Annotated in this window: 12 protein-coding genes; 3 read left to right on the plus strand and 9 right to left on the minus strand. The window is 46.3% G+C overall.

Going from position 1 to position 12,933, the window contains the following annotated elements:
* Nucleotides 1-60 precede the first annotated feature (60 nt).
* Nucleotides 61-1,164, plus strand: a complete 1,104-nt coding sequence (locus ITJ87_RS17135; protein ID WP_370540407.1) for a DUF4421 domain-containing protein — start codon at nucleotides 61-63, stop codon at nucleotides 1,162-1,164.
* A gap of 27 nt (nucleotides 1,165-1,191) precedes the next feature.
* Here the strand turns inward: ITJ87_RS17135 and ITJ87_RS17140 are convergent, their stop codons facing one another.
* From ITJ87_RS17140 to ITJ87_RS17155, 4 genes are all read right to left on the minus strand, one after another.
* Nucleotides 1,192-1,854 carry a DUF2490 domain-containing protein gene (locus ITJ87_RS17140; protein WP_117964220.1) on the minus strand — a complete coding sequence of 221 codons (663 nt, stop codon included), beginning with the start codon at nucleotides 1,852-1,854 and terminating at the stop codon, nucleotides 1,192-1,194.
* A 226-nt stretch (nucleotides 1,855-2,080) separates the two neighbouring features.
* Nucleotides 2,081-2,740 (minus strand): CatA-like O-acetyltransferase, encoded by a 660-nt coding sequence (locus ITJ87_RS17145; RefSeq protein WP_117601618.1) that lies wholly within the window; start codon nucleotides 2,738-2,740, stop codon nucleotides 2,081-2,083.
* A 62-nt stretch (nucleotides 2,741-2,802) separates the two neighbouring features.
* The gene (locus tag ITJ87_RS17150; protein ID WP_117964219.1) at nucleotides 2,803-4,836 is read right to left on the minus strand and encodes a cytochrome c biogenesis protein CcdA; all 2,034 of its coding nucleotides are present in this window, start codon (nucleotides 4,834-4,836) and stop codon (nucleotides 2,803-2,805) included.
* Between the two features lie 24 nt (nucleotides 4,837-4,860).
* Complete coding sequence (locus tag ITJ87_RS17155) at nucleotides 4,861-5,169, minus strand: Dabb family protein (protein ID WP_117964218.1); 309 nt, start codon at nucleotides 5,167-5,169, stop codon at nucleotides 4,861-4,863.
* A gap of 102 nt (nucleotides 5,170-5,271) precedes the next feature.
* Between ITJ87_RS17155 and udk the strand changes: the two genes are divergently transcribed.
* Together udk and ITJ87_RS17165 are read left to right on the plus strand one after the other, a co-directional pair.
* Nucleotides 5,272-5,883: a uridine kinase gene (udk, locus tag ITJ87_RS17160; protein ID WP_022401974.1), complete on the plus strand. Its 612-nt coding sequence runs from the start codon at nucleotides 5,272-5,274 to the stop codon at nucleotides 5,881-5,883.
* A 54-nt stretch (nucleotides 5,884-5,937) separates the two neighbouring features.
* Nucleotides 5,938-7,362: a transglycosylase SLT domain-containing protein gene (locus ITJ87_RS17165; protein ID WP_181980923.1), complete on the plus strand. Its 1,425-nt coding sequence runs from the start codon at nucleotides 5,938-5,940 to the stop codon at nucleotides 7,360-7,362.
* 98 nt (nucleotides 7,363-7,460) lie between these two features.
* Here the strand turns inward: ITJ87_RS17165 and metH are convergent, their stop codons facing one another.
* The 5 genes from metH to ITJ87_RS17190 form a co-directional block, all read right to left on the minus strand.
* Nucleotides 7,461-10,226: a methionine synthase gene (gene metH, locus ITJ87_RS17170; RefSeq protein WP_117964217.1), complete on the minus strand. Its 2,766-nt coding sequence runs from the start codon at nucleotides 10,224-10,226 to the stop codon at nucleotides 7,461-7,463.
* A 123-nt stretch (nucleotides 10,227-10,349) separates the two neighbouring features.
* Entirely contained in the window at nucleotides 10,350-10,802 is a 453-nt protein-coding gene (gene smpB / locus ITJ87_RS17175) for an SsrA-binding protein (RefSeq protein WP_005831836.1), read from the minus strand.
* A gap of 8 nt (nucleotides 10,803-10,810) precedes the next feature.
* On the minus strand, nucleotides 10,811-11,383 hold the full coding sequence (locus tag ITJ87_RS17180) for a Yip1 family protein (RefSeq protein WP_117601624.1): 573 nt from the start codon (nucleotides 11,381-11,383) through the stop codon (nucleotides 10,811-10,813).
* A gap of 4 nt (nucleotides 11,384-11,387) precedes the next feature.
* Nucleotides 11,388-12,317 (minus strand): hypothetical protein, encoded by a 930-nt coding sequence (locus tag ITJ87_RS17185; protein WP_118696439.1) that lies wholly within the window; start codon nucleotides 12,315-12,317, stop codon nucleotides 11,388-11,390.
* A gap of 81 nt (nucleotides 12,318-12,398) precedes the next feature.
* On the minus strand, nucleotides 12,399-12,896 hold the full coding sequence (locus tag ITJ87_RS17190; RefSeq protein ID WP_117964215.1) for a DMP19 family protein: 498 nt from the start codon (nucleotides 12,894-12,896) through the stop codon (nucleotides 12,399-12,401).
* Between the last annotated feature and the right edge of the window lie 37 nt (nucleotides 12,897-12,933).

Here is a 12,933-nt window from a genome sequence, read left to right on the forward strand (position 1 = left end):
TTCATCGAAAAATTAGTGGGATGCTGTTCTAAACCGGTTATTTTATTTAGCTTTGTATAAATGAGAGAGAACAACAAGATGCAAAAAGGGGTCTTTTTCTGCTTATGGATACTATTTACATTCTCATTGTTTGCGCAAAACAAGGAGAACGGTTCCGTCACATGCGACAGCATCGTACATAAAAATACCTTCGTAAAAGCATTGAAGAAATTCCTCGACTTCAGTGACTTCGACACTACCTATATCAGTCCCAACCGATACAATTACGCCCTGATGCTCGACCATTTCACCAATTACGAGTATTACTCCGTGGGCAATGACGGTCAGCGGCTCCGTTTTTCGCCCAACCCGCACAACAAGATAGGCGCTTACTTCGGATGGCGTTGGATATTCCTGGGATGGGCTGTCGATACGGACTGGCTCTACGGAAAGAAAAGCAAGAAAAAGCGCGGTACGGAGTTTGATCTCAGTCTTTACAGTTCCAAACTGGGAGTCGACATTTTCTATCGCAGCACCGGAAACGACTATAAGATACACAAGGTATCCGGCTTTTCCGACGAGATTCCCTCCAATTATTCCGAAGACTTCAACGGATTGAAAGTAAAAATGAAGGGGTTGAATCTATATTACATTTTCAACAACCGACGTTTCTCCTATCCGGCTGCCTTCAGCCAGTCCACCAACCAGCGCCGCAATGCAGGTTCTTTTATTGCCGGATTCTCCGTATCCACCCACAATCTGAACTTCGACTATACCAAGCTGCCCAAAATAATTCAGAGAGCCATGAATCCGGGTATGAAGGTGAAACATATCAAATACACGAATATCAGCCTCAACGCCGGCTATGCCTACAATTGGGTGTTTGCCCGCAACTGCCTCGCATGCCTATCGTTCAATCCGGCTGTCGCCTACAAGACATCACGCATAGAGAAGACAGAAGAGCGGGAAGCGGACGACTGGTACAAGAATTTCAATATCGACTTCATTCTGCGTGCAGGTGTGGTATACAACAACAGCAAATACTTCGTGGGTACCTCATTCGTAGGACGGACATACGACTACTACAAAAACAGTTTCTCCCTGAACAACGGGTTCGGCACCCTCCAAATATATGCCGGATTCAACTTTTATCTGAAAAAGGAGTACCGGAAGAACAAAAAGTAAAAAAAGGCTTTCAGCCCTCATCTCCCCTCAAAAGCTATAAACACACTCCACCCCTACTATATCCTTCCGCTTATCCTTCTCCCATTGCCTGCAATAGAAGATGTCCACCTCCCAGCGCTCGGACAAGGGCAACGTAATACCCCCGCGATAACGCATCCGCTTTACTCCGAAGTGCTCTGTCCTATTCAAACCATTATACATCTCGGCCGAAGCATACGGCTCCACCTTGCACTTCGGAATGTCATATGCCACCTTCGCACGTGAGCGCAAACGCAACTCGTCCGTATGTCCATCGAACGTATGCTGAAAGCGCTCACGCAAGGACAGTTTCACCCTTTGCACACGGGCAGACAGAGTGCCTTCCAAACGGTAGCGGTGCCGGAACTTCCAGCCATCCGCCCCCCGATTGCGGTAATGCGTCTCATACCCGGCTCCAAGCTTCAGGAAAGGCAACAGCTTATAGCTTCCCCCCACCTTCAGCCCCCACCGGTCTGTCTTTCCCAAATCATCCTTTGTACGCCACTCCAGCCCACCGGAAACAGTAAGTGCCGGCTTCAACTTATATTCGAAACCGGCATTCGCCCAAGTGGCAAAATCCTTCTCCTGCGCCCGCAGGGAAAAAGACGAAACACCCCATAGAACTATCGGCAAAACAAGTACTTTCGTGCATGAAGATATATTACTTACCATACGCTTATTCTGTTAAAGTGTCAAAGGTAAGGATAAATTCTGTAACAATTCTGTAATACTACAAATCTTGTCTGCACATTTCCGATTTTTCAATGATACTTAAAAAACAGAAACCAAGATACAAAAAACAACTCAAAGTTGCCATATATGTATGGCATCATATATATATTTGTAGCATGAAAAAACACCCTTATAAGCGTTTCATAGATTATTTATTTTGGGGGATTCATTTATGTGAAATCTCTTTCAAATACTCCTCCACCTTTCCGAAGAAGGAGGTCAGATGAGAACCGTCGACAAAAGCATGGTTCACATAGATGGAAAGAGGAAATACCAGACGACCTTCACGGGATACAGCCTTGCCGGCAGTCATCAACGGATAACTGCAACCGTTGCCTGCTTCGGCAAGTGTATAGGTTATCGAGGTGAAATACATTTTGGGAACTGCACTCAGATGGACCACATCGTAATCGCCTTGCCCGGCAAGAATCTTTTCGGCTCCATAAGGGTCACCGTCCTCGGGTATGTTTGTTATCAAGGCGTAAGCTTCGGCATAGAAACGCTCAAAGTCTTCGTGGTAGGGAATGCGCACGGTATAGAATGTCTTTCCGGGAACAGCTATCGGAGAAATGATGTCCACCCGGTCGTGAAAAACAACCCGGCCTTCCTTGTCGGTACGGTAACGGAGTTCATCGACTTCATTAGCCGAACGCACCACAGCATACAGATAATAAAGGAAAAAGGAGCGCTTTGCAGCCCGGGCTGCAGCACTGGCTTCCGTGCAGTCAATCTCTGTAGTGACGGAATACCAGGAATTTACAAAACTGCGGAAAAAGCCGTAGTTATCCCGACGTTCCCAAGCATCAATGTCTATAATGTGTTTCATACAAAAAGGGGATTTAGTGAAAAAAGGATGCCTTTTTACAAGCATCCTTTTTCCGATTCTATTTATTTCTCTTTCTTATAATTCTCCAGTCCGGTCTGCAGAAATTCGATATACTTAGGTATATCTTCGTCGTAGGAGTAAGACTTGTTAAGCGGCTTACCTTCGTTGTCAATCAACACATAGAAGGGCTGCGCATTGGCACCGAACTTGACACGCTGCAGATAACTCCACTTGTCGCCTACGGTACGCAGCGTACGTTCCGTGCCGTTCTCCACAATCTTCACGGGAGAAGGAAGCGGTGTCTTGTTGTCGACGTAAAGCGTGATAAGCACATAGTCGTTGTTGATAATGTCACTCACCTTAGGGTTTGTCCATACGGCAAGCTCCATCTTACGGCAGTTCACGCAACCATAACCGGTGAAGTCGAGCATCACGGGCTTGCCATGCTGACGGGCATACTCCATACCGAGGTCATAATCATCGAACTTGGCATGCACTTCATTATTGTAAAGATTGAAATCTTGCGTCTGCATGGGCGGCGCAAAAGCACTGACAGCTTTCAGCGGAGCTCCCCACAAACCGGGAATCATATATACTGCAAATGCCAGTGAGGCCAACGCCATAAAGAAACAGGGCACACTAACCTTTGAATCGTCATCATCGTGCGGGAACTTGATTTTGCCCAGCAAGTAGAAACCAAGCAGTGCAAAAAGTACAATCCACAAAGCAAGGAACGTTTCACGGTCGAGGATGCGCCAACCGTAAGCTAAATCGGCTACCGAAAGGAACTTCAGGGCAAAAGCCAGCTCCAGGAAGCCAAGCGTCACCTTGATGATATTCATCCATCCACCGGATTTGGGCATGGACTTCAACCAGGACGGGAATAAGGCAAACAGCGTGAAAGGCAATGCCAATGCAATGGCAAAGCCCAGCATGCCAATAGCGGGAGCCACCACACTACCCGTCGTGGAAACCTGAACCAGCAGGAATCCGATAATAGGTCCCGTGCAGGAGAAAGATACCAGCGACAAGGTAAACGCCATCAAGAAGATACTGAGCAAACCACTTGTCGCCTCGGCTTTACTGTCTACAGCCGTACTCCATTTGGAGGGCAACGTTATTTCGAACGCTCCGAAGAAGGAAGCCGCAAACACAACCAGCATCAAGCAGAAAAGAATATTGAATACTGCATTCGTAGAGAGTGCGTTCAGTGCGCTGGCTCCGAAAATCAGCGTAATGGCCAGCCCGAGCGTCACATAAATCACTACGATGGAAGCACCATACGTCCATGCATCACGGATGCCTTTCTTCTTATCCTTGCTACGCTTCAGGAAGAAGCTGACAGTCATCGGGATGATGGGCCATACACAAGGGGTGAAGAGCGCTAACAGTCCGCCGGCAAATCCGGTAATAAAGATATAAATCCAAGACATATCTTCCTGCGAAGTAGTTTCGCCCAAAGATTGCAATTCATTGATGACTGGCTTCCAAAGGTCCACCTTGTCCGTCACATTGATTCCCGTCGGCCCGTCCGCACCGCCAATAGCAGCCACAGAAACCGTATCGGCGGCAGTCTCCTGCTCTGCGGACTGTGTTTCGGCTTTCATTTCAGCCGTAGCCGCAGCAGCTTCTTTGGCAGCCCCTTCTGCCTTACCGGAGAATTGGAAAGCCACTTGTGTGGGCGGCAGACAATTTTCATCGTTGCAAGCGCCATACTCCAAATATCCTTCCAGCCGATAGGCACCACCCGTCAATTTTAGCTTCTGCACAAATTGGGCCGTATTTTCAAAATAGCGTACCTTCATTTCGAACAACTTATCGAAAGTAGAGATTTCCTTGCCTACAGGCTTCAGTTTGCCAACCACTTCCGCTCCGGAGATTTTCTCCACATTAAAAGTCGCCGAGATAGGACCGCCATCGCCCAAGTCGGTGGAATAGACATGCCAGCCCTTGTCAATAGCAGCCGTAAAAACGACCTCCGCTTCATCGGCAGCCAAAGTCTTCAGTTCAGACTTGAACTTGACAGGGTCTTGTATCTGTGCCTGCACTGCCACAGCGAAAAGCAACAGAAATAAAGGGAACAATAATTTCTTCATGTTCTCTGATTTAATTTTTAATTTTCAATTTTCAGTTATCTCGTAGTCCACGCAGGCACGGCTCTCTTTCACAGCAGCGATAAGCTTGCCGGCAGCCACGTGGTCGGGATGGGTGGCATAGTATTTCACGTCATCCAACGTATCGAACTCACTGTAAAGAGCAATACTCCAAGCCTCGGCTGGATTGATATTCAGCCCGACTTCAATCTTGCGGATAACGGATATTTTAGCCGGAAGCGCTTCGATAGCTGCCTTGAAACTGTTCATTGCAGCCAACTTTTCGTCAGCCGGTGCCTCATCTTTTAACTTAAATAATACAATGTGCTTTACCATAACTTTGCCATTTAAATGATTTATCACTATATTTGTCAGCCTAAGCGGCTGTTTTAACAACTGCAAAAATACTGGTTTTGTTTCAAATATACACTTAAACGGATGTTAATAATAGGAATTGCAGGTGGAACCGGCTCAGGAAAGACCACCGTCGTACGTAAAATTATCGAAAGCCTACCGGCTGGTGAAGTGGTATTATTGCCACAAGACTCTTACTACAAGGACAGTAGCCATGTGCCCGTGGAAGAACGGCAGAACATCAACTTCGACCACCCCGACGCTTTTGAGTGGAGCCTTCTTTCCAGACATGTCGCCATGCTGCGTGAAGGAAAAAGCATAGAACAGCCCACCTACTCATACCTGACGTGTACACGCCAGCCCGAAACCATCCATATCGCCCCCCGGGAAGTCATCATCATAGAAGGTATCCTTGCCTTGTGCGACAAGAAACTGCGAAGCATGATGGACCTCAAGATATTTGTAGACGCTGACCCCGACGAACGCCTGATTCGTGTAATCCAGCGTGATGTAGTGGAACGCGGACGCACGGCAGAAGCCGTTATGGAACGCTATACACGCATACTAAAACCCATGCACCAGCAATTCATAGAGCCCTGCAAACGATATGCAGACCTCATTGTACCGGAAGGCGGAAACAACCAGGTAGCCATCGATATATTGACCATGTATATCAAGAAGCACTTGGGAAGTTAATTTGTAATGGAGAATTGATAATGGAGGATTAAGAACACACTAAATCTATGAGATATGAACAGTTTATTTTCTCTCGCCAAACATAAATCATCCATTATCAATTCTCCCGTCTCAATTATCTTACTGTTGTTGTGCTGTATCGCAGGATGCCGTGGAGGACATCCTGCCGAAAAAGAAGAAGCGGATGACCTGCAACAGATAAAGGACAGCGGAGAACTGGTTGTATTGACTCTGTACAGCTCCACTTCCTACTTCATCTACCGTGGCCAGGATATGGGATTCCAATATGAGCTAAGCGAGCAGTTTGCCAAGAGCCTGGGAGTAAAGCTGAAAATAGAGGTAGCCCGGAATGTGCACGAACTCATAGAGAAGTTATTAGCAGGCAAAGGAGACCTCATTGCCTACAACCTGCCTATCACTAAAGAATGGAAAGACAGTCTGATTTATTGCGGTGAAGAGGTCATCACGCACCAAGTCATCGTGCAACGTAACGGCGGACGCACCAAACCACTGAAAGACGTAACGGAACTCATCGGGAAAGATGTATATGTGAAGCCCGGAAAATATTATGAACGGCTGGTCAATCTGGACGAAGAGCTCGGAGGAGGTATCCACATCCATAAAGTGACCAACGACAGTATCAGTGCAGAAGACCTCATCACCCAGGTGGCACAAGGAAAAATCCCCTATACCGTAGCAGACAATGACGTGGCACAGCTTAATACCACCTATTACCCTAACCTGAATATCGGACTCTCCATCAGCTTTGACCAGCGTGCATCGTGGGCAGTCCGGAAAGACTGTCCGCAACTGGCAGCCGCCGCCAACAAATGGCATGAGGAGAATATGACTTCACCTGCCTATACGGCAAGTATGAAACGATATTTTGAAATCGGCAAGGCCATTCCCCACTCTCCTATCCTCTCCCTGCGCGAAGGAAAAATTTCCCATTACGATGATTTGTTCAAGAAATATGCTCCCGAAATAGACTGGGACTGGCGTCTGCTGGCGTCTCTGGCGTATACAGAATCCAACTTCGACTCCACTGCCGTATCTTGGGCGGGTGCCAGGGGGCTGATGCAACTGATGCCTGCCACAGCCAGGGCTATGGGGCTACCCGAAGGAAAGGAACAGAACCCTGAAGAGAGCATAAAGGCTGCCGTGAAATACATAGGCGCCACAGCCAAAAGTTTTTCCAAGATACCCCAGGAAGAACGCATCAACTTTGTGCTGGCATCTTATAATTCTGGTATCGGCCATGTGCTGGATGCCATGGCACTGGCCGAAAAATACGGCAAAAACAAATATGTCTGGCGTGATAATGTAGAAAACTTCATCCTGCTAAAAAGCAATGAGGAATACTTCACCGACCCCGTCTGCAAAAACGGCTATTTCCGTGGCATCGAAACTTATAACTTCGTAAGGGATATTACGTCACGTTTCGAGCAATACAAGAAGAAGATAAAGAATAAGGATTAAGGATTAGGGATTAACATTCCTGCGGCATATATTCCTAATATTATGCGCAATTCGTTAACCCCTAATCCTTAATCCCTAATCCTTATTTTCCTTCCTTCTTAAAACAGATTCAGTTTGTTCTTTCTCGCTTCTTTCAGGGAAACGGTTGTCACTTGTTTCTCCCGGTTCTTTTCGCACAACTGCCGATACTTCTCATTCAGTTCTTCTTCCAATTCCTCCTTTGTCTTAGGGTTCATCAGTTTGGCTGCTACTGTAGCATTCTGTGAAGCGTCCTTCAGATAGATTACGGGAGCATGATAGACCGGAGCAATCTTCAGAGCAGTGTGAAGCGGTGAAGTCGTGGCACCACCTATCAGCAGAGGAATGTCCAGACCTGCCTTTTCCAGCTCAATGGCTACATGCACCATTTCATCCAGCGAAGGGGTTATCAAACCACTCAATCCTATCATGTCTACTTTTTCCTCCACGGCACGTTGCACAATGGTTTCGGCAGGCACCATGACGCCAAGGTCTATTATTTCGTAGCCGTTGCATGCCATTACTACCGAGACTATATTCTTGCCAATATCGTGCACATCGCCTTTTACCGTAGCCAGCAGCACCTTCCCGGCAGCAGTTGCACCTTCTTCTTTCTCCGACTCGATTACGGGCTGAAGAATGGCAACCGCTTTCTTCATGGTGCGTGCCGTCTTCACTACTTGCGGCAGGAACATTTTACCTGCCCCAAACAAGTCGCCAACATGATTCATGCCCGCCATCAACGGACCTTCAATAATAGAAACAGCTTTGGGATACAGCTTCAACGCTTCAGCAAGGTCTTCTTCCAAATAATCGCCAATACCCTTTGTCAAGGCGTATTTCAACCGTTCTTCCACAGAAGTCCCCTCTCTCCAGGCAAGTTGGGAATGAGCGGCAGCCTGCCGCTCTCCTCCGGAAGCTTTTGCCGCCTCTGCTTCCGCTTTCAAGCGTTCGGCAGTTTCTATCAAGCGCTCGGCAGCATCGGGACGACGGTTCAAGACCACATCCTCTATGCGCTCCAATATATCAGCGGGAATATCGGTATAAAGAACGGAGGTAGCCGGATTGACGATACCCATATCCATGCCCTCGCGGATGGCATAGTAAAGGAATACGGCATGCATTGCCTCGCGAATGTAATTATTGCCGCGGAAAGAGAAGGAAAGGTTACTCACTCCTCCACTAACATGCGCACCGGGCAGATTCTTGCGTATCCATCCGGTGGCACGGATAAAGTCTACAGCATAATTGTTGTGCTCGTCCATACCGGTTGCCACGGCAAGTACATTCGGGTCGAAAATTATATCATGGGGATTGAAACCAGTCTTGTCCACCAAAAGACGGTATGCCCGTTCGCAGACCTCAATCTTACGTTCGTACGTGTCTGCCTGCCCTTTTTCATCAAAAGCCATCACCACGGCTGCCGCACCATATTGCTTGATGGTACGCGCATGCTCCAGGAACTTATCTTCCCCCTCCTTCAAGGAGATGGAGTTGACGATGGACTTGCCTTGCAGGCATTTCAATCCGGCCACAATCACTTCCCACTTAGAGGAGTCTATCATGACGGGAACACGGGCAATCTCCGGTTCCGAAGCTATCAGATGGAGGAAAGTCGTCATCTCCGCTTGGGCATCCAGCAGTCCGTCGTCCATATTTATATCGATGACCTGCGCACCGTCTTCCACCTGCTGGCGAGCAATGCTGAGCGCCTCGTCATATTTCTTTTCATTAATCAGACGCAAGAATTTGCGCGAACCCGCCACATTGCAGCGTTCACCCACATTCACGAAGTTATTTTCCGGCTTCACTTCCAGAAGTTCAAGCCCGGAAAGCCAAAGATTTTCCGGCCGGGGAGCCGGCTGATGGGGCGTTGCACCGGCAATCAGCGAGGAGTACTCGGCAATGTAGGCATCTGTCGTTCCGCAACAACCACCGATAATATTCACCAATCCCTCATGGATATACTCTTTTACTTCATGTGCCATATCGGCAGGAGTCTGGTCGTATGTGCCCAAGCTGTTGGGCAGTCCGGCGTTGGGATAAGCGCTGATATAATAAGGTGCACGGGCAGCAAGCTGCTTCAGGAAAGGTTTCAGCTGGCGGGCACCAAAGGAGCAGTTCAGCCCAACGGAAAAAATATCGGCATGCTGCACGGAGGCGAGAAAAGCATCCAAAGTTTGTCCCGACAGAGTACGCCCTCCAATATCAGAAACAGTCACAGAGAGCATCAAGGGTACATAAACTCCTACAGTTTCCATCGCCTGCCCGGCGGCAAAAATAGCAGCCTTGGCATTCAGCGTATCAAAAATGGTTTCTATCAGCAAAGCATCCACACCACCTTCGAGCAATGCTTCCATCTGCTCACGGTAGGCATCGGCCAGTTCATCGTAGCTCAAGGCACGAAAGGCCGGATTGTTCACATCGGGACTCATAGAGCAGGTCTTGTTCGTCGGTCCTACGGAGCCTGCCACAAAACGGGGTTTGTCGGGAGTAAGAGAAGTAAACTCATCTGCCACTTTGCGTGCCAGGCGCACTGCGGCAAGATTCATCTCACGCACATAGTCCTGCACATGATAATCGGCCATACTGACGCGGGTGGAACTGAATGTATTTGTTTCGATAATATCTGCACCTGCCGCCAGATACTTGCGGTGAATGTCTTGTATCACATCGGGGCGTGTCAGACAAAGCAGGTCATTGTTACCTTTCATCTGTCCGGGAATCTGCGAGAAGCGTTCATCCCGAAAATCTTCCTCTGTCAAGTTGTATTGCTGTATCATGGTGCCCATTGCACCATCCAGAATAAGGATGCGCTCACGCACCAAACTACCAAGTTTACTCATATTGTATTAATGTGCTAATATGATGAATGTGCCAATGTGCTAATGACCCTGCGGCACAACTGCGTTTTCTATTGCGCAGCCAATTAGCACATTGGCACATTACCACATTGGCACATTAAATTATTATCTTTTAAACATACGCGCCATATCGCGTTTGTCATCTTTTTCCTTCAGTGATTCGCGCTTATCATATTGCTTCTTACCTTTGGCAAGTGCCACCACAAGTTTGGCCAGCCCTTTTTCATTGATAAACAAGCGCACGGGAACAATGGTGAAACCCGGATCTTTCGTACCGCGCATCAGTTTTTCAAGTTCCTTCTTATTCAACAAAAGCTTGCGCTCCCTGCGTGCATTGTGATTGTTGTACGAACCATAGAAGTATTCGGCCACATGCATGTTCTTCACCCACAATTCGCCGTTGGCAAAGTAACAGAACGTATCGACCAAGCTTGCTTTCCCCAACCGGATGGACTTGATTTCTGTGCCCGTAAGCACAATGCCAGCCGTATAGGTGTCCGTCAGTTCGTAGTCGAACGTAGCACGCTTATTCTTTATATTTACAGGAGCTTGTTTCATAACATTTATCAGTTTAGCACTACCGTCAGCTTATTGAATATCCATTCAATGACCACCGGACAAGCTATTAACAAAATAGAAGACAGAATGGTGAAACGCAAACGGTATTTTTCTTCTATCTGCATCACCTTTTTGCTTCCTTCCCACACTACATATACAATATAGAATTGGAGCAACAGAGCCATAATGCCGAAATTCGGCAATATGCCGATAACAATCTTCAGCATGAATACCACAACCAGTGCATAACCTGCAAACTGTTGCGCCAAAGGGACATCACTGTCCAGCATAAACATGCGGACACGCAGCCCATTGATGAGATAGGCTGCCAAAAAATATCCTCCGAACAAGGATACAGCCACCGCACAGCATTGTGTCATGGCATATTGAAAGCTTTGCGGCCCATCCCATCCCATCTTCATCAAAGAACCGATGAAAACGGACAACCCGCATAAACCAATCATAGGATAGACAAAAGCAGCAAACACTTTTCGCCTATCCTCTAAACTAATTTCCTCCCAGGCACGAGCCGGAGAGGAAATCAGTAGTATTGCTATATGAAATAAATCTTTGTAATTCAATATCTTATTTTTCAGTTTCTCCCTTTGTAACAGTATACACTTCTTCCTTAGTTTGAGAATCGTCCAACTTCAGTGAATATGAATTTACTTTCGTAACAATTTCAATAGTAGTCGGATTTTCAGAAGTGGATGTCTGACGTTTGTAACGTTCAAAAACCTTTCTTAAATCATATACTTTATAGAACAATCCCACCCCATAATAACCGCCAGTATTTGCAGTCAATGTGTAAGATGTGCTATTAGTGGATGTCGAATCACCATTAGAATTATGGCCCAAATATAATCTTAAAGTTGTTCCATTATCCTCATTCGGGTAATACACTAACGTCAAAAAATGCCTTTTATTAGTAATATAATAATTTATCGGAAGTAGAAGCGTATGATCGTCATAGAAAAACTTAGGAGCATATTTTATACCACCAGCATCATATCCTAACGAAATGATAGCAGCATTATTGGATTTACTGATGGAATCATTTGCAGCGACTCCCTTTTGTTCAACTATTTCCACTGTATTATCTAATGATTCAATAGAGTACAATTCAACCCCCTTAACATCTTTCTCATCAGCAGGTATATCTACTTGAGTAGGATCCCAACGATAATATATCTGTGCTACCTTATCGCTCATATCAGACATTTTAAAGCCATTGGCCTCTAAAGCCGAAATTGAGGCAGATGTTGGAGTTATAGTTACACCGTTCTCACCTTTAAAAGAATAAACACCCATATAGTTCTGAACTTTAACCATACCCCCTCCATAATTGTAAGGGTCACTATCCGAATTCAAACACGAAGTAAACGAAATGCCCATCAACAATGTCAAGGCAACCACCAAGAATTTTAATTGTTTCATCTTTTTTTCTATAAATATTAGAGTTTGCAAATTTAGATAAAAGAATTGAGTAATATAGTACTCTCCTCGTTTTTTCATTGTTTTTAAGATTAAATGAAAGATTAATCTAAATACTGCATATCACAGTAACATTTAACATTTACATCAGTTAATCCACACCTACACAATCTTGGCAAACAGCTCCAAATGTTCATCCACATAGCCAGCAACCAAAGCTGTATATTCCTCCTCTTTTTCCAAAAATTCATCTTCCAGCTCATCGAAAGCCTCATATTGCTCGTACATTGCCATAAACTCCTCGTCTGTACGTTCACGTTCCAAGTCATCACGATGGCTATCGTATACTTTCTTGGCAGCATAAACCAACTTACTCAAATCGCCCACTCTCCACAAACGCATCACTTTGGCAAACGGATTGTCGAAAATATAACCGCCATAACCATTTTGAATCAGTTGGCAGAAGCCTCCCTCCATCACTTCATCACGGAATATCTGATAGGCCAACAATGAATGCTGTTCACCGGTAAGCAAAGGCATCGTCTCGGCAGTCATTTCTCCGCCTATTTCTTTTTTATAAGCATCGGTGAATACGCCGATAAACGCATCCATCCCTTCGCCGGCAGCCTGGCGCAATGCCACATCTGTAACTTCTATCATAGTCTGAATCTTATTTGTTTCTCATTGATTGAATCGG

It is taken from the genome of Bacteroides sp. HF-162, from assembly GCF_015679285.1.
GTDB classification, from domain to species: Bacteria; Bacteroidota; Bacteroidia; order Bacteroidales; family Bacteroidaceae; genus Bacteroides; species Bacteroides uniformis.

Coding starts and splice junctions, on each gene's coding strand:
- ITJ87_RS17135 (WP_370540407.1), top strand. CDS start 61: ATGAGAGAGAACAACAAGATGCAAAAAGGGGTCTTTTTCTGCTTATGG.
- ITJ87_RS17140 (WP_117964220.1), bottom strand. CDS start 1,854: ATGGTAAGTAATATATCTTCATGCACGAAAGTACTTGTTTTGCCGATA.
- ITJ87_RS17145 (WP_117601618.1), bottom strand. CDS start 2,740: ATGAAACACATTATAGACATTGATGCTTGGGAACGTCGGGATAACTAC.
- ITJ87_RS17150 (WP_117964219.1), bottom strand. CDS start 4,836: ATGAAGAAATTATTGTTCCCTTTATTTCTGTTGCTTTTCGCTGTGGCA.
- ITJ87_RS17155 (WP_117964218.1), bottom strand. CDS start 5,169: ATGGTAAAGCACATTGTATTATTTAAGTTAAAAGATGAGGCACCGGCT.
- udk (WP_022401974.1), top strand. CDS start 5,272: ATGTTAATAATAGGAATTGCAGGTGGAACCGGCTCAGGAAAGACCACC.
- ITJ87_RS17165 (WP_181980923.1), top strand. CDS start 5,938: ATGAACAGTTTATTTTCTCTCGCCAAACATAAATCATCCATTATCAAT.
- metH (WP_117964217.1), bottom strand. CDS start 10,226: ATGAGTAAACTTGGTAGTTTGGTGCGTGAGCGCATCCTTATTCTGGAT.
- smpB (WP_005831836.1), bottom strand. CDS start 10,802: ATGAAACAAGCTCCTGTAAATATAAAGAATAAGCGTGCTACGTTCGAC.
- ITJ87_RS17185 (WP_118696439.1), bottom strand. CDS start 12,317: ATGAAAAAACGAGGAGAGTACTATATTACTCAATTCTTTTATCTAAAT.
- ITJ87_RS17190 (WP_117964215.1), bottom strand. CDS start 12,896: ATGATAGAAGTTACAGATGTGGCATTGCGCCAGGCTGCCGGCGAAGGG.